Genomic DNA, 22,895 nt, shown 5'->3' with positions numbered 1-22,895 from the left:
CGTGCACGCGACAGGCTCGCCCGGGCCGCCGTCATGCGGCGTCGCGGCGGCGCAGGTCAGCCGGCGGAATCTTCATCGCCTGGCGATACTTCGTCACCGTGCGACGCGCGAGCAGGATGCCGCGGCCCGCGAGGTTCTGCGCGAGCGTGACGTCGGACAGCGGATCGGTGTGCCGCTCGGCCGCGATCATGTCGCGGATCAGCACCTTCGCGGCCGCCGCCGAGCACACGCCCTTGCCGGCCGCCTCGAGCTTGCGCGGGAAGAAATGCTTGAACTCGAACGTGCCGTGCGGCGTGGCCATGTACTTGTTGCCCGTCGCGCGCGACACGGTCGATTCGTGCAGGTCGAGTTCCTCGGCGATGTCGCGCAACACGAGCGGCTTCATCGCGATCTCGCCGTAGCGGAAGAAATCGCGCTGCCGCGCGACGATGCATTCGCCGACGCGCTGGATCGTCTCGAAGCGCTTCTGCACGTTGCGGATCAGCCAGCGCGCTTCCTGCAGCTGCTGGCCGAGCGGCGAATCGCGTTCGCCGCTCGACTGCGCGAACAGCGTCGCATAGCGTTCATGCAGCCGCGCGCGCGGCAGCACGGCCGGGTTGATCGTCACGATCCACTCGTCGCGCACCTGGCGCACGATCACGTCGGGCACCACGTAGTCGCCGCGCGTGCTGCCGTAATGATTGCCGGGGCGCGGATCGAGCCCGCGCACCAGCGCGCAGGCCGCCTGCAGCGTCGGCGCGTCGCAGCCGAGCCGCCGCTGGATCTCGGCCGTCTCGCGGCGGGCCAGACGCTCGAGATGCTCGCGCGCGATTGCCTTCGCTTCCGCGAGCGCCGGCGTGCCGGCCGGAATCGCGTCGAGTTGCAGCACGAGACACTCGGACAGCGAGCGCGCGGCCAGGCCCGGGCGGTCGAGCATCTGCACGAGCCGCAGTGCGATCGCGAGATCCTGCTCGGAGAGCAGCAGCGCGGGGTCGGCCGCGACCAGCAGTTCGCCCAGTTCCTGGCGCAGGTAGCCGTCGTCGTCGAGCGCGTCGATCACGAGGCGCGCGGCTTCACGGTCACGCCGGTTCAACGGATAGAGCCGCAACGCATCGTGCAGCTGCTGATTCAGCGACGGTTCCGCGGCCAGCCACTCGCCGGGCGACTGGCCGCCCGCATCGTCGCCCTGGCGGCTCGTGCCGCGCGGCGTGGGCGCGGCCGTCAACGACACCTCGGACACCTCCGGCACTTCGGGGGCTTCGCCGTCCTGCGGGCGAGCGTCGTCAGGCTGGGGGGCCGCTTCGGGCGCGGCGGCTTCCGCCGGTTGGCCGGGGGCATCGGCGGCAGCCTCCTCGTCTCCCTGGCCATCCTCGAGGAACGGATTCTGATCGAGCGCCTGCCGCAATTCCTGTTGAAATTCGAGCGAGGACAACTGCAGCAACCGCAGCGACTGCTGAAGCCTCGGCGTAAGTGCCAGATGCTGTCGCATCTGCAGCGCAAGCGAGACGGACATCGATGGTCCTCCTGACGTTTCACGGGTTTCGTTTCGTATTCGGTCAGGATTGATGCAGCTTCCATGCCAGAGGGCGCGATCGCACCGCGTCGCGGCTCGCGCAGGTTCGTACCCCGTCTTGCAGCGCGTCGGGGGCCGCTTTTTTACAAGCTGTCGGCAAGTTTTGGGCACGCGTTTCGCGCACCGTCCCGCGTCGCGCCGGCTGTGGGATGTATCAGTACTGCGTCGGCGGCGGCGTGCCCGGCAGCGTCGGGTCGCCCGGCGTGCCGTTCGGGCCCGGTGGCGGCACGTCGACCGGGTCGCCACCGGTCGCACCCGGCGGCAACGTGTTGCCCGGCGACGGCCGTGTCTCGTAACGCGTATTGGCGTCGGGCATCGTCGTGCCCGGCGACGGCGGGTGGGCGCCCGGCGGCGCGGGCGGCGCGCCTCGCGCGCCGTAGGGGCCAGGTTGCGTGCATGCAGCCAGCGCGCACGCGGCGGCCAGCAGGCATGCGCCCGTGCGGATCGTGCGGATCGGTTTCATCGAACACCTCCTGACATCCGCGGCAGCCGCGGAATCGGTTGGGCAGGTCCCCGCCAATTCGCAATCCACGTGCCGTCCGTTCACGCGTCAAGCACATCGTCCCGCGGTGTGCCGCGCGTTTGGGACCACCGTCGGTCGCCGCGATGCCTGCCTGCGCGCCGCTATGCGTCGTACGCGGCCATCACGAGCCACAGCTCGCGGCCGTCGTCGCGCACGCGTGCCGCGAGCGCATACGTGTCGGTGGGCTCGCACGCACGCTGCAGCGCGAATCGCGCCGGCTCGGTCGAGCCGAACGTCTCCTCCCCGAGCGGCCGTACGTCCGCCTTGCCCTCGAACATCCGGCGCTCGGGCCGGTAGATCAGCGGTTCGCTCTTCCATTCCTGGAAGTGGCTCTTCACCGAATCGAACCCGCCACCGCAAACGTTGAGCTCGTAGCGCACGCCCTCTCGCCGTTTTGGAATCGTCATCGTGCCTCCGTGTGGTGTGTGCGCAGCCGGCACGGGTCGCGCCGCACGTGGTCGTCGTCATCTTCGTCGTGTTCCCCGTCGATACGGCAAGTCGCGTGCCGCGTGCCGAGCGCGGGCATGGTCGTTGCGGAAACGTTCGCGTCTTCGTCGTCCGCGGGCGCGTTGCCATGAAGGATGCGACCCGGCCCGGCCATGACGCGCCAATGCACGAACGACGCACCGATCCGTCGCCGCCGCGAAAGCACCGGGATCACAGGCGCACGCGCCATTCGTCATTCGGAATGCCCTATCGCCCCGCCGCTCGAGGACATGTTCCGCGCGACGGGCGGCATTACGCGATACGCATGACGAAAGGCCGCATCAGAACCCGCGCAAATGCGCCGGCGAATCACGAGCCGAGCGTGCCGCACGGCATGCGGTTTGCCGAATCCGCAGAGGAATCACCCCATCCAACCCGCCAGGAGGTCGTCATGCATCGCGTCAACGAAATCATGTCGCAGGACGTCGTGCGCATCGCGCCGACCGATTCGATCCGCCATGCCGCGCAGTTGATGGAGCGCTACGACATCGGCGCGCTCCCCGTATGCGACAACAACCGGCTGGTGGGGATGGTGACGGACCGCGACCTCGCGGTGCGCGCGATCTCGGTCGGCAAGCCGCCGGAGACGCGGATCCAGGAAGTCGCGTCGGGCCCGATCGAATGGTGTTTCGAGGACGATTCGCTGGACGAGATCCAGCATTACATGGCCGATGCGCAGTTGCGGCGCCTGCCGGTCGTCGATCACGACAAGCGGCTGGTCGGGATGCTGTCGCTCGCGGACATCGCGACGCGCTCGACCGGCCCGGCGCGCGACGACGTCGCGAACACGCTCGAAGGCGTGTCGCAGCCGAAGCGGACGTGATGGCGCATCGCATGCCGCGCGCGATGCAGCCTGCCGGCCGCCGGTCGAGGCCGGCCCCGCATCACCGAAACGGGCCGTCGCAACAGGGCAATGACGGACGGCCGCCGCGTCAGCCGTCCTGCTTCGTCACGCGCACGATCTTGTCCGCCAGTTCGCGCACGTCGACCGGCTTGCACAGATAGCCGTCGAACCCGGCCTCGAGCGCGCGGCGTTCGTCGGCCACGCCCGCATGCGCGGTCACGGCGAGCACCCGCATGGCGGGCGGCCCGCCGCCGCCGTTCATGACGGCGCGCCGCAACGCGTCGAGCAGCCAGAAGCCGTCGCCGTCGGGCATCGCGAGATCGGACAGCACGACGGTCGGCCGCAGGTCGGCGGCCACCGCGAGCGCTTCGCGCCCCGTCGACGCGATCGCGACGGCCGCGCCGAACGTCGTCAGCGCGGCGGTGAGGCTCTCGCGCGTCGTCGGATCGTCGTCGACGATCAGGATGCGTTGCGTATCGAGCGTCAACGGGGCGCGATGGCCGTCCACGTGCGCATTCCCCCACGCCATCGCGCCGACCGGTTGCCAGCCGGCCGGCAGCGTCACCGTAAACGTCGCGCCGCGATTGCGGCCCGCGCTCTCGACCGTCACGCCGCCGCCGTGCAGCTCGGCGATATGCCGCACGATCGACAAGCCGAGGCCAAGCCCGCGCCGCGACGACGCCGGCGAATCCTCCGCGCGGCGGAACATGTCGAACACGTACGGCAGGAACGCCGGCACGATGCCCTGCCCCGTGTCGCTCACGGTCAGCACCACCCGCGCATCGTTGCGGGCGAGCCCGACCGTCACGCTGCCGCCGGACGGCGTGAACTTGAGCGCGTTCGACACGAGGTTCGACAGCATCTGCCGCAAACGCTCGGCATCGCCCGACACCACGCAGGTCGACGCCGCACAGTCGAATTCGAGCACGATGCCGGCCGACGACGCGGCCGTCTGGAACGCGCCGACCGAATCGGAGAACAGCCGCACGACGTCCACCGGCCGCGCGTCGAGCTGCAGCTTGCCGGTCGCGAGCGACGACGCGTCGAGGATGTCGCCGACCATCCGCGTGAGCGAACGCGCGCTGCGGTCGATCGCGTCGACCGCCTGCTGCTGCAGCGCGCTGTCGCCCGAATTGCGCAGCACCTCGACCCAGCCGTAGATCACGTTCAGCGGCGTGCGCAGCTCGTGCGACACCGTCGCGAGCAGTTCGTCCTTCAGCCGGTTCGACGTATCGGCCTGATCGCGCGCATCGCGTGCGCCCTGCAGCGACCGCTGCGCGCGCAGGTCGCGGCGGCGCTGCGCGCCGGCTTCGCGCAGCGTCAGCGACAACGCGACGGAGGCACGCACGTCGCCGCGTACCGGGCCCGCCGACACGGTCGCCCGGAAGCGCCGGCCGTCGCGCCGCACGCACAGCAGGTCGATCGGCCCGACCGCCGCGTGCATGTCGTCGAACGACTGCACGAGCGGCTTGCGTTTCAGCCAGCGCATCGCCACCAGCGATTCGAACATGCGCCCATGCGCCTGGCTTTCGTCGTAGCCGAACATGCGTTGCGCGGCCGGGTTCCAGCTGACGATGCGGCCGTCGCCATCGATGCCGACGATCGCGTCGGGCGACGCGTCGACGACCGCGCGCTGCAACCGCGACGCATCGGCCCGCGAACGGTCGGCACCGGCGTCGCGCAGCAGCAGCACGGCGCCGTCGACGTTGCCGTCCGCATCGCCGAGCGGCGCGGCCACCTCGACGATCGGCACCGGCTCGCTCCCTTCCGCCTGCAGCCAGTGGCGATCCGATGTGACACCCTCGCCGCCGAGCGCGAGATCGAGCGGTGTCGATTGAACGCGCCGGCCGTCGCGATCGGCGATCCGCAGCACGTCGCGCGCGGCGCGGCCCATCGCATCGTCGGGCCGGCAGCCGACGAGCGCGGCCGCGGCGGCGTTGAGGTAAGTGAGCCGCCCGTTCGTGTCGGTGGCGATCACGCCATGCGGCAACGCCTGCAGCACGGCTTCGAGCCGCCGGCGCGCGGCCGCTTCACGCCGTAGCGCCGCATCGCTCGTGAAGCGCGCGTGGCGCAGCATCGACGCGATCGCGCAGACGAGCGCGCAGATCAGCACGAAGGTGCCGAGCCGCACGAGCCGATCGGGCAGCGGCTGCGTATAGGCCGCGGGATCCGAGAGGAACAGCGTCCATACGAGCAGGCCGCTGACGACCGTCGAGGCCATCCCGAACAGGAACGACGTCGCCCACGCGGCGCCCGCGAGCAGCGGATAGTAGAGGACGAGCGGCAGGTTCACGCCGCCGAAGCGGATCGCGAGCGCCTGCAGCACGGTGGCGATCGCAACCAGCATCACGGCCGTGACGTAGTTGCCGGCGCGGGTCCGCGAAATGTCGATCATCGATCACACTCCTGCCGGCGGGTCGGTCGCGGCGGCATCAGGATTCAGGCTTGTCCACTTCGTCTTCGAGCTGCGCGAGCCGGTTGTAGATCGTCTTCAGGCTGACGTCGAGCACCTCGGCCGCCTGCGCCTTCACGCCCCCGCATTGCGCGATCGTGCCGAGGATCAGCTTGCGGTCGGCTTCCTCGAGCGACGTGCCGAACGGCACGGTCACACGATCCTCGTGCGAATCGGCCAGGTTCGACAGTTCGTCCATGATCGGCGGCGGCAGCGTATCGATCACGTCCGCGTCGCAGAAGATGCTCGCGCGCTGCACGAAGTTGCGCAGCTCGCGTACGTTGCCGGGCCACGCATAGGTCTTCAGCGCATCGCGCGCGGCCGGTGCGAAGCGCAGGTTCCGGCCGCTTTCGGCGTTGAACTGCTGCAGGAATGCGTCGGCCAGCATCGGGATGTCGTCGCCGCGCTCGCGCAGCGACGGCAGCGGGATCGGGAACACGTTGATCCGGTGGAACAGGTCGGGCCGCAGCTTGCCGTCGGCCATCGCGGCTTCCGGATCGCGGTTGGTCGCCGCGACGATGCGCACGTCGACATCGATCTCGCGCGTCGAGCCGAGCCGCGTGAGGCGCCCGGTCTCGAGCACGCGCAGCAGCTTGACCTGTGACTCGAGCGGCATCTCGGTGATCTCGTCGAGAAACAGCGTGCCGCCGTCTGCGCGTTCGAAGAAGCCCTTGTGCTGGCGCTCCGCGCCCGTGAAGCTGCCGCGGTCGTGACCGAACATCTCGCTCTCGACGAGGTTCGCGGCAATCGCGCCGCAGTTCACCGCGAGGAACGGGCCGCGGCGGCGCAGGCTCAGGTCGTGCACCGTCTGCGCGGCGAGCTCCTTGCCGGTGCCCGATTCGCCCGTCAGCAGGACCGATGCCTCGGTGCGCGCCACGCGGCCGATCGCGTCGTAGACGGTCTGCATCGCGGGTGAGCTACCGAGCATGCGGCCGAAACGGCCGAGGCGCTGCAGCTCCGAACGCAGTTCGGCAATCTCTTCATGCAGTGCGGTGGTGCGCGGCACGCGCGCGAAGATGCTGTTCAGCCGCTGCATGTTGAGCGGCTTCACCAGGTAGTCGGTCGCGCCGCGCCGCAGTGCGTCGATCGCGGTTTCGAGGCTTGCGTGGCCGGTGGTCAGCACCATTTCGCAGTGCGAATGCTTCGGCAACGCATCGAACAGATCCATCCCGTTGCCGTCCGGCAGCACGAGATCGCACAGCACGAGATCGGGGGGATGCGTCGACACGAGCGTGCGCGCTTCCTCGAGCGTCGCGGCCGTGTCGCATGCAAGCTGCTGCGTGCGCGCGAGCGCCGCGAGCATCGTCCGCGTGTCGGCGTCATCTTCGACGATCAGGACGTAGGGCATCGTGGCTCCTTGTGAGGCGGCCCGGCGTGCTTGCCTGCCGGGACCGCGGCGGATTGTAGCGAGGTCCGGCCGTCGGTCGCACGACGATATGGCTTGATCGATGCACTCGTGCGGATGGGCTGTCCTCCCGTGAAAAGCGTCTCTGTGAGTATAGGAGAGGCATGTCGCGCTTTCGCCGGTCATCGAATAAATCTATCCGCCCTCGTGACCTGCATTGCCAGATTCAATGCGCGGCAATCGGTAAGAATGCCATCGCTTCAAGGCGATCATGTAGCGTGAAGTCGCCCGGATCCCGTCTTTTGTGCACGTTGACGCGCCATGCGGTCAAACTTTCCGATCTGATTTTTCGCATGTCGGAATTCTCGGATGACGAGAGTGGCCGCTTGATAGCGTGCGTTCGATTCAGACCCTGGCGCGTGACTTGCCGACCATCGAGCGCTCTATCCGCTTCGTCGAACCGTCAGTCGGTTGAGGCCTGACTGCCGCCGTCGCGCGCTTTCGAGATCGCTTCGACGAGCTTCAGTTCGTCGTCGATCGACAGCGTCGTGTCGATCACGTCTCCGCCGAACGGTGCGAGCGCCGTGCTCAGCGCGTAGATATCGAGTTGCGTCGCGGCCAGCCCGAGCGACACGGTGCCGGGGCGCGCCTTGCGCGCGACGCGGTCGATCAGTGCGTCGTCCACCGGCTTCTCGCGCCATGCGTCGAGCGACGATTCGATATGTTCGACCACGCTGTCGAGCAGCGACGCGGGCGGCGTGCGATCGGGGTCGACCGCATGCGCGCGCAACTGTCCATCGGCCGTGCACTCGACGATCGCCACTCCCGACAGCGCGACGACGTGCCGGTCGCGCAACGTATCGAGTTCGGCGAGCGCGCGATGGGCGGCCGCGAGGTCGGGATAGGACAACACGATCAACGTATTCATCAACGACTCCATGAAATCAGGCGGCCGGTTCGAGATGGGCGGCACTCAGTGCGGCAGCCCGAATGCGGCCTTCAGGCTCGCGACGATCATCTGCATCGCGATCGCCGCGAGAATCATCCCCATCAGCCGTTGCGTCACCGCCGTCACGCGCGGCGACAGGTAATGGCCGATCAGCGGTGCCGACAGCAGCGAGACGGCCAGCAACACGAGAAACGCGGCGAGCCCGAGCGCGAACGCGAATTCCTGCCCGGTCGAGAACGCGCCATGCCCGAGCACGATCATCGTCGCGATCGTGCCGGGGCCGACGAGCAACGGGATCGTCAGCGGATAGATCGCGACGCTCTCGGCCGCGGCCGGATCGGCGCCTTCGTCGTCGCCCGGCGAATGCTGCCGGCTCGGCGCGCCGTGCAGCATCGACAGCGCGATCAGCAGCACCAGCAGCCCGCCCGCGAGGCGGAAATCGTCGATCGTCAGGCCGAACACATGCAGGATCGCGCCGCCTGCCACCGCCGACACGATGCAGCCGACCGTCACGCCGATCGCGGCCGTCAGCGCGACCTTGCGGCGCACGCCGTCCGCCGCGCCTTCGGTCAGCGACAGGAACACCGGAATGTTCGCGATCGGGTTCATGATCGCGAACAGCGCCGCGAACACCTTGATGGAAAACGTCAGGTCGAAGGCCACAGGTTCGCTCCCGTCTCGCGCGTCGACACGTGCGTCGAATCGCGCGCAGGTTCCGTTTCGTTCCGGATGCACGGCGCACGCCATGCTGCTACGATCGACGCACCGCGTTCACGCACGACGGAGGGCCCCGACCGATGCAAGCCACCGACACCTTCATGGATCACGAGATTCGCGTCGATGCGACGCGCAACGCGAACGGCGCGTGGGTCGCGCAGGTGCGGATCTTCCGCGACGGCGCGCCGGTCGACCTGCCCGCGCCCGAGCTCGTCACACCCGAATGGCTCACGTGCGACGAAGCCCTGCGCGGCGGCATCGACCAGGGCCGCGTGATCATCAAGACACGCGACCGCTAGCGGCAACCGGCTCATCCGCATGCATCGCACGGCGCGTTTCACGCATCGAAATCCAGATCGCCGATCAGGATCTCGCGATCGCGCTGGGTGCGCGTGCTGAAATCGACCGGCAACTCCATCTGCCAGCGTTCGATCGTGACCGGCAGCGCCGCGAGGTAGCGGTCGAAGCGGCTGCGGTCGGGCTCGGCCAGCAACGCATCGATCGCATCGTCACGCCACGCGAGCCGCGCGTTCAGCCGGTTCGGCAAGCCGACCGTCGACGTGAGGCCGATCACGTCGACACAGGTCGGGCTGCCCTGCCCGTCGTGCGGCACGACGTCCACTCTCACTTCGCCAGGCTGATACAGGCCGAGCACGCGCGCCGCGATGCGCGGCGCAAACTCGGTTTCGAAACGTGCACGCACATCGGGATTCATCGCGCCTCCAGGTTCGAATCGTGTCGTCATACCGTTGTCACGCGGCTGCAATCTGCCGCTCGAATGCTGCTTCCGCCTTCAGGCTGTCGAGATCGCGGCCAACCGTCGCGACCGCGAGCCGTGTGTTGCCGCGCCAGTACGCGATCGAGCAATCGTGCGCGGCGAGGTCGCCATCGATCTCGACACGATCGAATTGCTCTGCATGCCCGACATAGTTGACCGTCAGGTCGTAATGCTGGCTCCAGAAGAACGGCACCGCGTCGAACGGCCGCTGCTGCCCGAGCATGTTGTGCGCGGCGACGATGCCCTGCCGCTCGGCGACGACCCAGTGCTCGACGCGAATCCGCTCGCCCGTCAGCGGATCGGGCCAGCGCGCGATGTCGCCGGCCGCGTAGATGCCGGGCGCACTCGTCTGAAGGAAGCGGTCGACCGTCACGCCTCGGTCGACGGCCAGCCCCGCGTCCTGCGCGAGGGCCACGTTCGGATGCACGCCGATGCCGACCACCACGAGATCGGCCGGCAGCACGGCGCCGGTCGACAGCGTCACGCTGTCCGGCGTGATCCGCGCGGGCGTCGCACCGAGATGGAACACGACGCCGTGCGACTCGTGCAGTGCCTGGATCGTGCTGCCGAGCGCTTCGCCGAGCACGCGCGCCATCGGATGCGCATCGGGCGCGACGACCTGCACGTCGAGCCCGCGCGTGCGCAGCGCGGCGGCCGCTTCGAGCCCGATGAAGCTCGCGCCGACCACGACGCAGCGACGCGCCGTTTTCAGCTTGCCGATCAGCGCGTCGCAATCGGCGCGCGAGCGCAGCACGCACACGTGCGGCAGATCCGCGCCGGGCACGGTCAGCCGGTTCGGCTCGGCACCCGTTGCAAGTAGCAGCGCGCCGTAGCCGACGCGGCTGCCGTCGGCCAGTTCGACCGCCTGCTGCGCTGGGTCGATGCGTACGACGCGTGTGCCGCACCGCACGTCGATGTGATGGTCCGCATAGAACGACGGCGCACGCAGCGGCAGCCAGTCGGCATCGGCCGTGCCGGCGAGATAGTCTTTCGACAGGTTCGGCCGGTCGTACGGCGGATCGGCATCGGCCGTGAGCAGCGTGACGGGATGCGGATAGCCTTCCTGCCGCAGCGTCACCGCGGCCGCGATGGCAGCCGCGCCACCGCCGACGATTACCACCGACGCGGGCAGTCCGGCGGCATTCAACCCGGGCGGTGCGGCGGCCGGCCGCTCATCGAGCACGACGGCGCGGCCGTCGCGGCGTTCGACGCGCCAGCACGGCAGCCCGTCGAGCGCGGACGCGCGCAGCAGCGCGCCGGTGCGCAGGCAGAACGCCGCGTGATGCCACGGGCAGTGGATCGTGTCGCCTTCCAGCAGGCCGTCGGCCAACGGCGCGCCGTAGTGCGGGCACTGCGCGCCCACGGCAAACAGTTCATCGGCGCGGCGCACGAGCAGCACCGCTGCATCGCCGACATGGCCCTCGATCATTGCGCCGTCGGCGAGCTCGTCGAGCGCGATGCCTTGCGTGAGATCGGGGCGTGACGACGAATCGTCGCTTGCAGTCATGACGTGGCTCCCGAAAAGTCAGGTAACGATCCCATTATCGACATCCCTCCTGAAAAGAACAGGTACAGACGTCCCCGCAGCGCACGCAAACACGCACTGTAGCTTGTACGAGATCCATGACGGGCGTAGAACGTCATCAACGTTGCGGCGCAACACGGCAGCGGCCCGCGACGCACGCCGCGCCTCCCGCGCAAGCCGCGTGCCGCCTTCTCCCCGTCACCAGGAGTACTACCCGATGGCCACCGTCCTGTGCGTGCTCTACCCCGATCCCGTGGACGGCTATCCGCCGCGCTACGTGCGCGATGCGATTCCGGTCATCACGCACTACGCGGACGGGCAGACCGCGCCGACGCCGGCCGGCCCGCCCGGCTTTCGTCCCGGCGAACTCGTCGGCTCGGTGTCCGGCGCGCTCGGCTTGCGCGCCTATCTGGAAGCGCACGGCCACACGCTGATCGTCACGAGCGACAAGGACGGCCCCGACTCCGAATTCGAGCGCCGGCTGCCCGAAGCGGACATCGTGATCTCGCAGCCGTTCTGGCCCGCGTACCTGACGGCCGAACGGATCGCCCGCGCGCCGAAGCTGAAGCTCGCGCTGACGGCCGGCATCGGCTCCGATCACGTCGATCTCGACGCCGCCGCGCGCGCGCACATCACCGTCGCCGAAGTCACCGGCTCGAACAGCATCAGCGTGGCCGAGCACGTGGTGATGACGACGCTCGCGCTGGTGCGCAACTACTTGCCGTCGCATGCGATCGCGCAGCAAGGCGGCTGGAACATCGCCGATTGCGTGTCGCGCAGCTACGACGTCGAAGGGATGCATTTCGGCACGGTCGGCGCGGGGCGCATCGGGCTCGCCGTGCTGCGCCGGCTGCAGCCGTTCGGGCTGCAGCTGCACTACACGCAACGCCACCGGCTCGATGCATCGATCGAGCAGGCACTCGGGCTCACGTATCACGCCGATGCCGCGTCACTCGCGAGCGCCGTCGACATCGTCAACCTGCAGATTCCGCTGTACCCGTCGACCGAGCACCTGTTCGACGCGGCGATGATCGCGCGCATGAAGCGCGGCGCGTACCTGATCAACACCGCGCGCGCCAAGCTGGTCGACCGCGACGCGGTCGTGAATGCCGTCACGTCCGGACATCTCGCGGGCTACGGCGGCGACGTGTGGTTTCCGCAGCCGGCGCCGGCCGATCACCCGTGGCGCACGATGCCGTTCAACGGGATGACTCCGCATATCTCGGGCACGTCGCTGTCCGCGCAGGCGCGCTACGCGGCCGGCACGCTGGAGATCCTGCAGTGCTGGTTCGACGGCAAGCCGATCCGCAACGAATACCTGATCGTCGACGGCGGCACGCTCGCGGGAACGGGCGCGCAGTCGTACCGGCTGACGTGACGCCGCGCGCGTGCCGCATGACACGCGACGCGCGGCGGCTCACTCAGTCGAGGCAGTAGGCGGCGAGCTTGCCGACCGCGATCACCGCCTGTTCGATCTCCGGCGACCACGGGCTGCTGTAGTTCAGCCGGATGAAGTTCCGGTAGCTGTCCGTGATCGAGAACATGTAGCCGGGCCCGATCGTGATCCCCTGCTCCAGCGCAAGCTGGTACAGCCGCATCGCGTCGATCTGCGCAGGCAGTTCGATCCACAGCACGTACCCGCCCGCCGGGCTCGAGATGCGCGTGCCCTCCGGAAAGAATCGCGACACCATCGTGCGCATCAGGTTCGCCTGCTGCGCATAGGCCTTGCGAATCCGCCGCAGGTGATGCTCGTAGCCGTCGCGTTCGAGAAACTCGGCAATCGCGAGCTGCGGCAGCGACGGCGTCGCGAGCGTGTTCAGGAATTTCAGCTTCTCGACCTGCTCGCGATAGCGGCCCGGCAGCGCCCAGCCGATCCGGTACGCGGCCGTCAGGCTCTTCGAAAACGACGAGCAATGCAGCACGATGTCGTGCCGGTCGAACGACTTCAGCGTGCTCGGATGCATGTTGCCGAAGTACAGTTCGTTGTACACGCCGTTCTCGATGATCGGCAGGTCGGCTTTCGCGGCGAACTCGACCAGCTCGCGCTTGCGCTCGTCCGGCATCTGGAAGCCGAGCGGGTTCTGGAAGTTCGGCATCACCATGCACGCGGCGATCGGCTGCGACTTCGCGATCGCGGCCAGCGCCGCGATGTCGATCCCGTATTCCGGATGTGTCGCGACCTCGATCGCCTTCATTCCCATCCGCTCGATCGCGTGCAGCATCGCGTAGAACGTCGGCGACTCCACTGCAATCGTGTCGCCCGGTTTCGCGACCGCCTGCAGGCACAGGTTGATCGCCTCCGTCGCGCCGACCGTCACGATGATCTCGTTCGGATCCACCGACATCCCGTTTTCCAGGTAGCGGCGCGCGATCTGCCGGATCAGCCGCGGATGCCCCGGCGGCAAGCCGTCCGTCACGCCCCACAGCGACTTGTCGCGGCCGGCCGCATACGCGTAGCGGTTCAGCTTCTCGAACGGAAACAGGCTCGGGTCCGGGTACGGCGAACCGAGCGGCACCGCGTCGTCGGTGCCGATCGAGCGCAGCGTCGACAGCACGAGCCGGCTCACGTCGACCGACGACGAGATCGCGATCGGCTTCGACGGCCGCAGCTCGCGCACCGGCGCATGGCTGTCGTCGCGTCGCAGGTTCACGAAATAGCCCGACTGCGGCCGGCTCTCCAGCAGCCCGCGGCTTTCCAGCAACAGATACGCATGCAGCACGGTCGTGATGCTGATCCGGTGCTGCTGGCTCGCCTGCCGCACCGAAGGAACACGATCGCCGTGTCGATATACGCCCTGCCGGATGAGTCTCTCTATGTCGTTTGCAAATTTCTCGTAGAGCTTCATCCGCCTCGCCCCGCCAGCGGTGAACCGGCGTGCGATGCACGGGCGGCATGGCCGCGCCGGTGCACGAAGCCGGATAGCCGTGCCCGGGCGCGGGCGTCCCGGTGCGAACCTCGTCCGTTATCGAAATTGAAGGCGGATAGCAATGCGAATCTCATCAAGACAAGGTTCGGCATCCTACTGCGTCATTTCGACGAATGTAAGTGACAGTTTGGCGAGGAAACGTGAAATCCGGCCGGCGTGGTGAACAGATTCGAACGCGACCGCAAACGGCCCCGCGCGATCGCGTGGCAAGCATTCGCCGGGCGCGGTGCCGGCGTGCGTCGTCGCGGTTTGCCGGCGGCCGTCGGGCGGCCAGTCACGTGAAGCCGGCTGATGCGCCGGCCCCGCGTGCGCTCAAGCGTCGTCGACGTTGTCCGCGTAGTGATCGATCGCGACCTTGCACTCGTCGAACACCACCGTCAGCAACGCGATGTCGTTCGACTCGACCCACTTGCGGATCTGCAGGAATTGCCCGGTGCCGAGATCGGCGAGGCGGGCCGGATCGTCGGTCGTCACCTCGACGCTCGCGATCGCGCGGTTGCCGTGGCCGGGCAGCGGCGACAGCGTCGCCGTGATGTCGAAGCGCCGGTACGATTGTTCGATGTGCATGCGGTTCTCCCTTTACGGTTCGACGACGACACGCTCAGTCGAGCGACTGGCGAAACACCTTGCCGCCGAATCCGGTCACGACGTTGTCGACCGAGAACGGCGTGTCCTCCTTCGCTTCCAGGATGATCGCGACGCTGCCGGGCACGAGCCGCGCCGCCACCGTCTCGACGAACGTGCCGTCGAGCAGCGCGTTGCCGGCCGCTTCCGCGAGAATGCCGGCGCCCGCACCGGCCGCCATGCCGGTGACCACGCCGAGCGGCCCGGCGAGCAGGCCGAGCAAGCCGCCCTTGAACGGCCGCGATTCCGCGTGGAGGACCGCGAGCTTGCCGGTCGCGTCCTTCTCGACGACGCCGCCGTTCTCGATGTGGAATCCTTCGTCCTTCTCCGACAGCGCCTCGAAATCGTTCGCGGCCTGGCGGGCCGTGTCGACGGTGCCGAACACGGCGACGATCAGTTGCTTGGTCATGCGATACCTCGCTCGGTGGGAGGGTCAGTGGCAGCGCCGCAACCGATGCGGCACGCCAAGGTTCGATTCAGATGCCGATGGCCGCCTCGCGTGCACGTGCCGCGTCGGCATAGGCGTACGCAGCTTCTCGCTGCAACCCGGTGACGGTGGGCGCGCGGGCGAGCGCCGGATCGGCGTCGCGCGTGTCGCGCGCCAGCCGGTAGGCGTCCGACGCCGCGTGCTGCAGCTCGATCGCCCGCTTCGATTCAACGGAATGTGTGCTCATCCGGCTCCCTCCTTGCAGGGACAGCGAAAATGCATGCGGCCGGCCGCGCGTTACCGGCGCGCCTGCGCATCGTCCTCGACATCGGCGACGTCGGCCGGGAAGCGGTGCTGGCCGAAACTCAGGATCAGCACGCCGACGGCGAGCAGCACGATCCCGACCGTCGTCATCAGCATCCGCTCGGGGCTGTCGGTTGCGCCGCGCAGTATCAGGTCGCGCGCGAGCGACGTCATCGCAATGAACAGCGGAAACCGCACGGGCAAGCGGCCGAGCCGCAGGTAGCGCACGTCCATCGCGAGCACTTCGAGATACAGGAACATCAGCAGCAGGTCGGTCAGCGACACCTCGCCCGCGAGCACGACCTTCCACGCTTCCTGCGCCATCGCGAACGCGGTCGCGAGCCCGATCACGATCAGTCCGGCCAGTTCGGCCGCGTGAAGGAAATGGCCGAAGCGGCGGCGGATGCGCTCGGCGGGCGAGCAGGGAATGGAGGTCGTATTCAAGGTGACAGTCGCTGGGTTGAGGCATGAGCGGCGCCGGGCGGCGGCGGGAACGTCGCGTCGCGCGCGGCGGCATGCACGGCATCGTGCGCGTCGGGCCGATCCGGCCTGTCCTGCACACGCGGGCCGGCCGCGCCGGTCGCCTGCTCGACCGCGGACAGCGTCCGGCGGCAGCACACGTGGAACGCGTCACCCGCATCGGTGCAGGCGACGTCGTCGTGGTCGCGGCACAGCAGCAGGCGGCAGCCGAGATACCGTTCGAGGCCGTCGATCCGTTCGCTCACCTGCGCTTCGTCGAGTTGCAGCTCGGACGCCGCACCGGACAGGCCGCCATGCTCGACCACCGCGACATACACACGCATCGCTTCCAGCAGGTTCATGATGACGCTCCTCGTGGCGGCGCAGCGGGACCTAATCTACTGCACGCCGCACGCACGCTCAAGAGCACAGCGCCGCATGGGCCAGGAGTACAGCTGAGCGGGCGCCGGCCAAAATCCGGCCCTGTTTGACGGATTCGCATGACAGTTTGGCGATTCGTGTTCCAAAGACCGGTCGAAGCTGCTAGATTGCTTGCTCGACGACGTCACGCGGGGCAGGCAGGTCGCGCGCCCCGTGCGGCCGCCACCGCTGCGGCCCGTTGCGGGATGCCCGCACTGCGTCCTTCATCCGCGTGACACAAAGAGAACAGTCGCATGACACAGTTCAACCGTTCGCCCTCGCGCGCCACGGCACTTCCGTCCCGACATGACTGACCGGCAGCCCACGATGCAGACACCTCCCCCGCTCCCCCAAAACGTTCACAGCACGATCACGCGCAGCGCGATCTTCCTCGTGGCGACGATCAATCCCGGCGCCGATCACGCCGACACGATCCGCTCATGGTGCGGCGACATCGCCGCGCTCGTGCGCTCGGTCGGCAAGCGCGTGCCGGGCGGCAACCTCACCTGCGTGTGCGGCTTCGGCGCCGACGCGTGGGATGCGTTGTTCGGCAACCCGCGCCCCGCCGCGCTGCATCCGTTCCGTGAATTCGGCGCGGGCCAGCGCGTCGCGGTCGCGACGCCGGGCGACATCCTGCTGCACATTCGCGCGGAAGCGATGGACCTGTGCTTCGAACTCGCGACGCAGCTGCTCGGCGCGCTCGGCGATGCCGTCACGGTCGTCGACGAGGTGCACGGCTTCCGCAATTTCGACCAGCGCGCGATGATCGGCTTCGTCGACGGCACCGAGAACCCGGAAGGCCGCGCGGCGGTCGACTTCACGGTGATCGGCGACGAGGACGCGGAATTCGCCGGCGGCAGCTACGTGATCGTGCAGAAGTACCTGCACGACATGGCCGGCTGGAACGCGCTCGCGGTCGAGACGCAGGAGCGCATCATCGGCCGCACCAAGCTCGCCGACATCGAGCTCGCGCCGGACGTGAAGCCGTCGTGCTCGCACAGCTCGCTGACCACGCTCGACGAGGGCGGCCAGGAAGTGAAGATCCTGCGCGACAACATGCCGTTCGGGCGCCCGGGTGCGGGCGAATTCGGCACCTACTTCATCGGCTATGCCCGTTCGCCGGCGCCGATCGAGCAGATGCTCGAGAACATGTTCGTCGGCCGCCCGCCCGGCAACTACGACCGCCTGCTCGACTACAGCCGCGCGGTCACCGGCTCGCTGTTCTTCGTGCCGTCCGCCGACCTGCTCGAAGCGCTCGCCGATCGCGCGGCGCCGGCCGCCGACGCCGTGGAGCCGGAACCGGAACCGGCATCCTCCGCGCCGCATCGCGACGGCTCGCTGACGATCGGCTCGCTGAAAGGCGTGCCGTCGTAACGCACATCATCACCAAGGGCAGTCCGGCGCGCCTACCCCGCGCCGGACGAGACGCATGGTGGCGCCATGCACGCCCTTCACTCGTTGCGAAGCTTCAATAGACTGCGCCTATGATTCATCCGGGCTCGGCCCCGGCAACTGAACGCGGCCGAGCCCCGGCGTCCGGAACCCCTGCCGGATGAATGTTCGTAAGAATGCACGACACGCGATCGGCCGTCGGCCGCCAAGGGTTCGGCACGCCGTCGAGCCCGGCCCGAGCGACGCGGGCGCCGGCGCGCCCCCGGGTATCGCCATCCGTCGCGGCGTGCAGCACAAGCGCACACCCTCTCCCCGCACGTGAATTGCAGAACAGTTGCGCCACCGCAGCGTGTCGTTTCGATTTGTGCTGCAGCGGTGTCAATAGAGCCTGCTAATATGCATTTCGTCCTCGATCGGCCTGCCGGGCCCAGACGCAGTCCGTCAGCCGATCGGCCACCATGAAGTGTTTTCGCTGACGTGAGGCAACCCAAACCCATGAATAACCTGCACCGCGAACTCGCCCCGATCTCGTCCTCCGCCTGGGAGCAAATCGAGGAGGAAGTGGCACGCACGTTCAAACGATCGGTGGCCGGCCGCCGCGTCGTCGATGTCGACGGCCCCGAAGGCCCCGAGCTGTCGGCCGTCGGCACCGGGCACCTCGTCGACGTCGCCGCCCCGCGCGAGCTGGTGAATGCGCGGCTGCGCGAAGTCCGCACGATCGTCGAGCTGACGGTGCCGTTCGAGTTGAGCCGCGATGCGATCGACAGCGTCGAGCGCGGCGCGCGCGACGCCGACTGGCAACCGGCGAAGGACGCCGCGCAGCGGCTCGCGTTCGCCGAAGACGGCGCGATTTTCGACGGCTACCCGGCCGCCGGCATTCTCGGCATCCGCGAAGGCACGTCGAACCGCAAGCTCACGCTGCCGGCGGACGTCGCCGCCTACCCCGACGCGATCAGCGACGCGCTCGAGGCATTGCGGCTTGCCGGCGTCGACGGCCCGTACTCGGTCGTGCTCGGCTCGGATGCGTACACGGCGCTCAGCGAAGCGCGCGACCAGGGCTATCCGGTCCTCGGCCATATCAAGCGAATCGTCAGCGGCGAGATCATCTGGGCGCCGGCGATCAGCGGCGGCTGCGTGCTGTCCACGCGCGGCGGCGATTACGAGCTGCACCTCGGGGAAGACGTATCGATCGGCTACACGAGCCATACCGACAAGGTCGTCCGCCTGTACCTGCGCGAAACGTTCACGTTCCTGATGCTCACGAGCGAAGCATCGGTGGCCGTGGCGCCGCAGGCCGGCACGGCGGCCTGACCGCGGTTGCCCGCGCGCGATGCCCGCCGGGTGTCGCGCGCGAGCGGCCGCCCCGCCGGCCGCATGTTCGTCGCCGATCAAACCCATCTTGCATGGAGTGTGTGATGAGCGAGTCGAATGAGGCATTGCAGGCGCTGCAGGCGTCGGTCGACCACCTGAAGCAGGCGGTCGACGCGAACGCGAGCAGCCAGGCCGGCGACACCGCCGTGCTGTTCACCGTCTTGTCGCTGGTCCTGGCGGAGTTGCCGCCCGACACGCGCAACCTGATCGAGGATTCGTTCTCCGTCTGGGCCAATGGCCTGCCGGATGCGGCACTGTCGAAGGACGTGAAGCGGATCGCCCGGCAGCGGCTGGCGATGCCCCTCCCGGACTGACCGCGGCACGCCACGGTTGCGACGTGTCCGGCCCGGACCGTGCAACCCGCCCTCGCCAGCGGCCGCCCCACACGCATCGTCTGCGGTGCGTGCGTGGTGGCGCTTGGCCGCTCGCGGCACGCGCCCCGTGCCGCGCCCCCTGCCGCGCTTCCGTCGCGCCGCCCCATCCGTGCTGCCTTTGATCCCCCGATAACCGGCGCCCTGCGCGCCGATGTCGCACCGCGATCCGTTCGCGCGCCGCCCGCTTCCGCTTCCTGTCATCACACGCCGCGCACGCCGCGCACGCCCGTGGCGCCGTGCGCCCGCCCGTCTGTACTCCTTGCCGCCCGTGCGCGCGCGCATGCGAGGGTGCAATTCACGGCCGGGCCGGTGCAGAACTGTGCCTTGGATAGCCTCCGCCGATTCGCTATTTTGAACGCAGTCGAAGCGATGCCGTGGGCTCCTCCCGGCACGCACGCTTGCCGCCCTGACCGCGACCGTGCACGACGCCGACGCGCGCTGCGTGACCGCACCGGTGCCGCCCGCGCGCCGCCGTGCCGCGTGTCGTGCGTTCGCGGTCGGAAGCGCCCAAGCGCCGCACCGCATCGGGACTTCACCCTTCGACCCACTTTCACCGACAGGAGCCAGACCACCATGCCCGCACTTTGCGATATCTGCCACGCGCGGCCCGCCGTCGCGCGCGCAACCGTGATGCAGGACGGCGAGCGCAAGACGATCTCGATCTGCGATTACCACTTCCGTCAGCTGATGCGGCATCAGAGCATGCTGAACCCGTTCGATTCGCTGCTCGGCGGTGGCGGCTCGTCGTCGCTGTTCGGCGGGCTCGACGACGAATCGCCGCTCGCCGCCGAGATTCCGCGCGAATCGGTCGACCCGACCGACGCGTTCAGCGAGCAGACGCTGGAGCTGCTGCAACGCGCGGCCGAGAAGGCGCACGAGCTGCGCCGCAGCGAGCTCGATTCCGAACACCTGCTGTACGCGCTCGCGGACACCGACGTGTGCGCCGCGCTGCTGAAGGAACTGAAGCTGTCGCCGGAGGACATCAAGTCGTACATCGACGCGCATGCGCACACCGGCACGGCCGATCCCGATGCGCCGCTCGACAAGCTGTCGATCTCGCCGCGCGTGAAGAAGGCCGTGCAGTACGCATTCCAGGCGTCGCGCGATCTCGGCCACTCGTACATCGGCCCCGAGCACCTGCTGATCGGGCTCGCGTCGGTGCCGGACAGCGTCGCCGGCACGCTGCTGAAGAAATACGGCGTGACGCCCGAGGCGCTGCGCCAGAAGGTCGTGAAGGTGGTCGGCAAAGGCGCCGAGGACGGCCGCGTCGATGCGCCGACCGGCACGCCGAACCTCGACAAGTTCGGCCGCGACCTCACCGCGATCGCGCGCCAGGGCAAGCTCGACCCGGTGCTCGGCCGTGCGCAGGAAATCGAGAGCACGATCGAGGTGCTCGCACGTCGCAAGAAGAACAACCCGGTGCTGATCGGCGAGCCGGGCGTCGGCAAGACGGCGATCGTCGAAGGGCTCGCGCAGCGGATCGTCAACGGCGACGTGCCCGAGGTGCTGCGCGACAAGCGGCTCGTCGAAGTCAACATCAACTCGATGGTGGCCGGCGCGAAGTATCGCGGCGAGTTCGAGGAGCGCGCGAAGCAGCTGATCGACGAAGTCACTGCGAAGCAGGACGAACTGATCCTGTTCATCGACGAGCTGCACACGATCGTCGGTGCCGGCCAGGGCGGCGGCGAAGGCGGCCTCGACATCGCGAACGTGCTGAAACCCGCGCTCGCACGCGGCGAGCTGAGCCTGATCGGCGCGACGACGCTCAACGAATACCAGAAGTACATCGAGAAGGATGCCGCGCTCGAACGGCGCTTCCAGCCGGTGTTCGTGCCGGAGCCGAGCGTCGAGCAGACGATCGTGATCCTGCGCGGGTTGCGCGACAGCCTCGAGGCGCACCACCAGGTGACGTTCGCCGACGACGCGTTCGTCGCGGCCGCGGAATTCGCCGATCGCTACATCACGTCGCGCTTCCTGCCCGACAAGGCGATCGACCTGATCGACCAGGCCGCCGCGCGCGTGCGGATCGGCGCGACCTCGCGCCCGGTCGACATCCAGGAAGGCGAAGCGCAGATCGCGCAACTGAAGCGCGAGCAGGACTACGCCACGTCGCGCAAGCGCTTCGACGAAGCGAAGCAGTTCGAGGAGCAGATCAACGCGAAGCAGAAATCCGTCGACGAGAAGATGGAGGCGTGGCAGCGCAAGACGGGCTCCGAAACGCTCGAGGTCACCGTCGAATCGGTGGCCGAGGTCGTGTCGCGGCTCACCGGCATCCCGGTTTCCGAACTCACGCAGGAAGAACGCCAGAAGCTGCTGAAGATGGAAGAGCAGCTGCGCGAGCGCGTGGTCGGCCAGAGCGACGCGGTGGTGGCCGTCAGCGATGCCGTGCGGCTGTCGCGCGCGGGGCTCGGCCAGACGCACCGTCCGATCGCGACGTTCCTGTTCCTCGGGCCGACGGGCGTCGGCAAGACCGAGCTCGCGAAGGCGCTGGCCGAGACCGTGTTCGGCGACGAGCAGGCGATCATCCGCATCGACATGTCCGAGTACATGGAGCGGCACGCGGTCGCGCGGCTGATCGGCGCGCCGCCCGGCTACGTCGGCTACGACGAAGGCGGCCAGCTCACCGAGCGCGTGCGGCGCCGCCCATACAGCGTGATCCTGCTCGACGAGATCGAGAAGGCGCATCCGGACGTCTACAACGTGCTGCTGCAGGTGTTCGACGACGGCCGCCTGACCGACGGCAAGGGCCGCGTGGTCGACTTCAGCAACACGATCATCATCGCGACGAGCAACCTCGGCGCCGCGATCATCATGGACAACCTCACGCAGCCGGAAGCCGCGCGCAAGACCGACAAGGCGATCCGCGAGGAACTGATGCAGGTGCTGAAGGGCCATTTCCGCCCCGAGTTCCTGAACCGGATCGACGAGGTGATCGTCTTCCACGCGCTGTCGAAGGAGAACATCCGCGCGATCGTGCAGATCCAGCTCGACCGCGTGGTGCGCACCGCCGCCGCGCAGGACATCACGCTCGTGATGGGCGATTCGCTCGTCGAGCACCTGACCGAAGCCGGCTACCAGCCGGAGTTCGGCGCACGCGAGCTGAAGCGCCAGATCCGCCAGACCATCGAGACCCGGCTCGCGAAGGAGATCCTCGCCGACCGGCTGAAGTCGGGCGACCGGTGCGAGGTCGACTACGACAAGGCCAGCGACGAAGTGAAGTTCACCAAGCTCGCCGCGCCTGAAGCGAAGGAGACCAGGGACGCGAAGAAGGACGCCGACGGCAAGGCGAAACCGAACGGCAAGGCGGCCAAGGCCAGCGACGATGTGAAGACGGGTGACACGCCCGCCGACGCCCCGCCGCCCGCGCCTGCCGCGAAAGCGTCCGGCAAGAAGTCGTCGGGCGCGAAGAAGGACGCGCACTGAAAAA

Annotated in this window: 23 protein-coding genes; 7 read left to right on the top strand and 16 right to left on the bottom strand. The window is 68.5% G+C overall.

The window, feature by feature from the left end; all coding sequences use genetic code 11:
• Nucleotides 1–31: 31 nt before the first annotated feature.
• The 4 genes from QZM35_RS13520 to QZM35_RS13505 form a co-directional block, all read right to left on the bottom strand.
• A complete protein-coding gene (locus QZM35_RS13520; RefSeq protein ID WP_301776120.1) occupies nucleotides 32–1,492 on the bottom strand; it encodes an RNA polymerase factor sigma-54 in 1,461 nt (486 codons plus the stop codon).
• A gap of 214 nt (nucleotides 1,493–1,706) precedes the next feature.
• A complete protein-coding gene (locus QZM35_RS13515; protein WP_089429612.1) occupies nucleotides 1,707–2,015 on the bottom strand; it encodes a hypothetical protein in 309 nt (102 codons plus the stop codon).
• 161 nt (nucleotides 2,016–2,176) lie between these two features.
• Nucleotides 2,177–2,482: a hypothetical protein gene (locus tag QZM35_RS13510; protein WP_089433648.1), complete on the bottom strand. Its 306-nt coding sequence runs from the start codon at nucleotides 2,480–2,482 to the stop codon at nucleotides 2,177–2,179.
• Complete coding sequence (locus QZM35_RS13505; protein WP_301776119.1) at nucleotides 2,479–2,751, bottom strand: hypothetical protein; 273 nt, start codon at nucleotides 2,749–2,751, stop codon at nucleotides 2,479–2,481. The genes QZM35_RS13510 and QZM35_RS13505 overlap by 4 nt, the downstream gene beginning before the upstream one ends.
• 201 nt (nucleotides 2,752–2,952) lie before the next feature.
• Here QZM35_RS13505 and QZM35_RS13500 point away from each other — a divergent pair, with 201 nt between their 5' ends.
• Nucleotides 2,953–3,384, top strand: a complete 432-nt coding sequence (locus tag QZM35_RS13500; RefSeq protein WP_089433646.1) for a CBS domain-containing protein — start codon at nucleotides 2,953–2,955, stop codon at nucleotides 3,382–3,384.
• A 109-nt stretch (nucleotides 3,385–3,493) separates the two neighbouring features.
• Here the strand turns inward: QZM35_RS13500 and QZM35_RS13495 are convergent, their stop codons facing one another.
• From QZM35_RS13495 to QZM35_RS13480, 4 genes are all read right to left on the bottom strand, one after another.
• Nucleotides 3,494–5,800 (bottom strand): ATP-binding protein, encoded by a 2,307-nt coding sequence (locus QZM35_RS13495; protein ID WP_301776118.1) that lies wholly within the window; start codon nucleotides 5,798–5,800, stop codon nucleotides 3,494–3,496.
• A 37-nt stretch (nucleotides 5,801–5,837) separates the two neighbouring features.
• Nucleotides 5,838–7,205 (bottom strand): sigma-54 dependent transcriptional regulator, encoded by a 1,368-nt coding sequence (locus QZM35_RS13490; protein ID WP_301776117.1) that lies wholly within the window; start codon nucleotides 7,203–7,205, stop codon nucleotides 5,838–5,840.
• Between the two features lie 460 nt (nucleotides 7,206–7,665).
• Nucleotides 7,666–8,130, bottom strand: a complete 465-nt coding sequence (locus tag QZM35_RS13485; RefSeq protein WP_089429606.1) for a DUF1269 domain-containing protein — start codon at nucleotides 8,128–8,130, stop codon at nucleotides 7,666–7,668.
• A gap of 45 nt (nucleotides 8,131–8,175) precedes the next feature.
• Nucleotides 8,176–8,814 carry a MarC family protein gene (locus tag QZM35_RS13480; protein ID WP_089429605.1) on the bottom strand — a complete coding sequence of 213 codons (639 nt, stop codon included), beginning with the start codon at nucleotides 8,812–8,814 and terminating at the stop codon, nucleotides 8,176–8,178.
• A 134-nt stretch (nucleotides 8,815–8,948) separates the two neighbouring features.
• Here QZM35_RS13480 and QZM35_RS13475 point away from each other — a divergent pair, with 134 nt between their 5' ends.
• Nucleotides 8,949–9,167 (top strand): DUF6566 family protein, encoded by a 219-nt coding sequence (locus tag QZM35_RS13475; protein WP_011349700.1) that lies wholly within the window; start codon nucleotides 8,949–8,951, stop codon nucleotides 9,165–9,167.
• 38 nt (nucleotides 9,168–9,205) lie between these two features.
• Here the strand turns inward: QZM35_RS13475 and QZM35_RS13470 are convergent, their stop codons facing one another.
• Together QZM35_RS13470 and QZM35_RS13465 are read right to left on the bottom strand one after the other, a co-directional pair.
• Complete coding sequence (locus QZM35_RS13470) at nucleotides 9,206–9,583, bottom strand: DUF5594 family protein (RefSeq protein WP_089449437.1); 378 nt, start codon at nucleotides 9,581–9,583, stop codon at nucleotides 9,206–9,208.
• Between the two features lie 37 nt (nucleotides 9,584–9,620).
• Nucleotides 9,621–11,153, bottom strand: coding sequence for an FAD-dependent oxidoreductase (locus tag QZM35_RS13465; protein WP_301776116.1), 1,533 nt, complete (start codon nucleotides 11,151–11,153; stop codon nucleotides 9,621–9,623).
• A gap of 235 nt (nucleotides 11,154–11,388) precedes the next feature.
• On the opposite strand from QZM35_RS13465, the gene QZM35_RS13460 reads away from it, so the two are divergent.
• A complete protein-coding gene (locus QZM35_RS13460) occupies nucleotides 11,389–12,549 on the top strand; it encodes an NAD-dependent formate dehydrogenase (protein WP_174970820.1) in 1,161 nt (386 codons plus the stop codon).
• Between the two features lie 43 nt (nucleotides 12,550–12,592).
• Here the strand turns inward: QZM35_RS13460 and QZM35_RS13455 are convergent, their stop codons facing one another.
• The 6 genes from QZM35_RS13455 to QZM35_RS13430 form a co-directional block, all read right to left on the bottom strand.
• Nucleotides 12,593–14,017: a PLP-dependent aminotransferase family protein gene (locus QZM35_RS13455; RefSeq protein WP_069249479.1), complete on the bottom strand. Its 1,425-nt coding sequence runs from the start codon at nucleotides 14,015–14,017 to the stop codon at nucleotides 12,593–12,595.
• A gap of 393 nt (nucleotides 14,018–14,410) precedes the next feature.
• A complete protein-coding gene (locus QZM35_RS13450; protein ID WP_089429600.1) occupies nucleotides 14,411–14,665 on the bottom strand; it encodes a hypothetical protein in 255 nt (84 codons plus the stop codon).
• 34 nt (nucleotides 14,666–14,699) lie between these two features.
• On the bottom strand, nucleotides 14,700–15,131 hold the full coding sequence (locus QZM35_RS13445; RefSeq protein ID WP_301776115.1) for a DUF1269 domain-containing protein: 432 nt from the start codon (nucleotides 15,129–15,131) through the stop codon (nucleotides 14,700–14,702).
• 67 nt (nucleotides 15,132–15,198) lie between these two features.
• Nucleotides 15,199–15,396 carry a hypothetical protein gene (locus QZM35_RS13440; protein ID WP_089429598.1) on the bottom strand — a complete coding sequence of 66 codons (198 nt, stop codon included), beginning with the start codon at nucleotides 15,394–15,396 and terminating at the stop codon, nucleotides 15,199–15,201.
• A 50-nt stretch (nucleotides 15,397–15,446) separates the two neighbouring features.
• Nucleotides 15,447–15,896, bottom strand: coding sequence for a phosphate-starvation-inducible protein PsiE (locus tag QZM35_RS13435; RefSeq protein ID WP_089476056.1), 450 nt, complete (start codon nucleotides 15,894–15,896; stop codon nucleotides 15,447–15,449).
• Nucleotides 15,893–16,273: a LysR family transcriptional regulator gene (locus tag QZM35_RS13430; protein WP_089433640.1), complete on the bottom strand. Its 381-nt coding sequence runs from the start codon at nucleotides 16,271–16,273 to the stop codon at nucleotides 15,893–15,895. The genes QZM35_RS13435 and QZM35_RS13430 overlap by 4 nt, the downstream gene beginning before the upstream one ends.
• Before the next feature lie 364 nt (nucleotides 16,274–16,637).
• Between QZM35_RS13430 and QZM35_RS13425 the strand changes: the two genes are divergently transcribed.
• From QZM35_RS13425 to QZM35_RS13410, 4 genes are all read left to right on the top strand, one after another.
• Entirely contained in the window at nucleotides 16,638–17,705 is a 1,068-nt protein-coding gene (locus QZM35_RS13425) for a Dyp-type peroxidase (RefSeq protein WP_301776114.1), read from the top strand.
• A 513-nt stretch (nucleotides 17,706–18,218) separates the two neighbouring features.
• Entirely contained in the window at nucleotides 18,219–19,034 is an 816-nt protein-coding gene (locus QZM35_RS13420) for a family 1 encapsulin nanocompartment shell protein (RefSeq protein ID WP_089433639.1), read from the top strand.
• A 104-nt stretch (nucleotides 19,035–19,138) separates the two neighbouring features.
• On the top strand, nucleotides 19,139–19,408 hold the full coding sequence (locus tag QZM35_RS13415; RefSeq protein WP_089433638.1) for a hypothetical protein: 270 nt from the start codon (nucleotides 19,139–19,141) through the stop codon (nucleotides 19,406–19,408).
• A gap of 633 nt (nucleotides 19,409–20,041) precedes the next feature.
• Nucleotides 20,042–22,891: an ATP-dependent Clp protease ATP-binding subunit gene (locus QZM35_RS13410; protein ID WP_301776113.1), complete on the top strand. Its 2,850-nt coding sequence runs from the start codon at nucleotides 20,042–20,044 to the stop codon at nucleotides 22,889–22,891.
• Nucleotides 22,892–22,895: the final 4 nt, after the last annotated feature.

Origin of the sequence: Burkholderia sp. AU45274 (assembly GCF_030482505.1) — a bacterium.
Classification (GTDB): domain Bacteria; phylum Pseudomonadota; class Gammaproteobacteria; order Burkholderiales; family Burkholderiaceae; genus Burkholderia.
Note: the sequence above shows the minus strand (reverse complement) of the source record. Positions and strands in the feature narration are given on the sequence as shown.

Excerpts from the sequence above, each read along its gene's own strand:
- QZM35_RS13520 (WP_301776120.1), bottom strand. The coding sequence starts at position 1,492 with ATGTCCGTCTCGCTTGCGCTGCAGATGCGACAGCATCTGGCACTTACG.
- QZM35_RS13515 (WP_089429612.1), bottom strand. The coding sequence starts at position 2,015 with ATGAAACCGATCCGCACGATCCGCACGGGCGCATGCCTGCTGGCCGCC.
- QZM35_RS13510 (WP_089433648.1), bottom strand. The coding sequence starts at position 2,482 with ATGACGATTCCAAAACGGCGAGAGGGCGTGCGCTACGAGCTCAACGTT.
- QZM35_RS13505 (WP_301776119.1), bottom strand. The coding sequence starts at position 2,751 with ATGGCGCGTGCGCCTGTGATCCCGGTGCTTTCGCGGCGGCGACGGATC.
- QZM35_RS13500 (WP_089433646.1), top strand. The coding sequence starts at position 2,953 with ATGCATCGCGTCAACGAAATCATGTCGCAGGACGTCGTGCGCATCGCG.
- QZM35_RS13495 (WP_301776118.1), bottom strand. The coding sequence starts at position 5,800 with ATGATCGACATTTCGCGGACCCGCGCCGGCAACTACGTCACGGCCGTG.
- QZM35_RS13490 (WP_301776117.1), bottom strand. The coding sequence starts at position 7,205 with ATGCCCTACGTCCTGATCGTCGAAGATGACGCCGACACGCGGACGATG.
- QZM35_RS13485 (WP_089429606.1), bottom strand. The coding sequence starts at position 8,130 with ATGAATACGTTGATCGTGTTGTCCTATCCCGACCTCGCGGCCGCCCAT.
- QZM35_RS13475 (WP_011349700.1), top strand. The coding sequence starts at position 8,949 with ATGCAAGCCACCGACACCTTCATGGATCACGAGATTCGCGTCGATGCG.
- QZM35_RS13470 (WP_089449437.1), bottom strand. The coding sequence starts at position 9,583 with ATGAATCCCGATGTGCGTGCACGTTTCGAAACCGAGTTTGCGCCGCGC.
- QZM35_RS13465 (WP_301776116.1), bottom strand. The coding sequence starts at position 11,153 with ATGACTGCAAGCGACGATTCGTCGTCACGCCCCGATCTCACGCAAGGC.
- QZM35_RS13460 (WP_174970820.1), top strand. The coding sequence starts at position 11,389 with ATGGCCACCGTCCTGTGCGTGCTCTACCCCGATCCCGTGGACGGCTAT.
- QZM35_RS13455 (WP_069249479.1), bottom strand. The coding sequence starts at position 14,017 with ATGAAGCTCTACGAGAAATTTGCAAACGACATAGAGAGACTCATCCGG.
- QZM35_RS13450 (WP_089429600.1), bottom strand. The coding sequence starts at position 14,665 with ATGCACATCGAACAATCGTACCGGCGCTTCGACATCACGGCGACGCTG.
- QZM35_RS13445 (WP_301776115.1), bottom strand. The coding sequence starts at position 15,131 with ATGACCAAGCAACTGATCGTCGCCGTGTTCGGCACCGTCGACACGGCC.
- QZM35_RS13440 (WP_089429598.1), bottom strand. The coding sequence starts at position 15,396 with ATGAGCACACATTCCGTTGAATCGAAGCGGGCGATCGAGCTGCAGCAC.
- QZM35_RS13430 (WP_089433640.1), bottom strand. The coding sequence starts at position 16,273 with ATGAACCTGCTGGAAGCGATGCGTGTGTATGTCGCGGTGGTCGAGCAT.
- QZM35_RS13425 (WP_301776114.1), top strand. The coding sequence starts at position 16,638 with ATGACTGACCGGCAGCCCACGATGCAGACACCTCCCCCGCTCCCCCAA.
- QZM35_RS13420 (WP_089433639.1), top strand. The coding sequence starts at position 18,219 with ATGAATAACCTGCACCGCGAACTCGCCCCGATCTCGTCCTCCGCCTGG.
- QZM35_RS13415 (WP_089433638.1), top strand. The coding sequence starts at position 19,139 with ATGAGCGAGTCGAATGAGGCATTGCAGGCGCTGCAGGCGTCGGTCGAC.
- QZM35_RS13410 (WP_301776113.1), top strand. The coding sequence starts at position 20,042 with ATGCCCGCACTTTGCGATATCTGCCACGCGCGGCCCGCCGTCGCGCGC.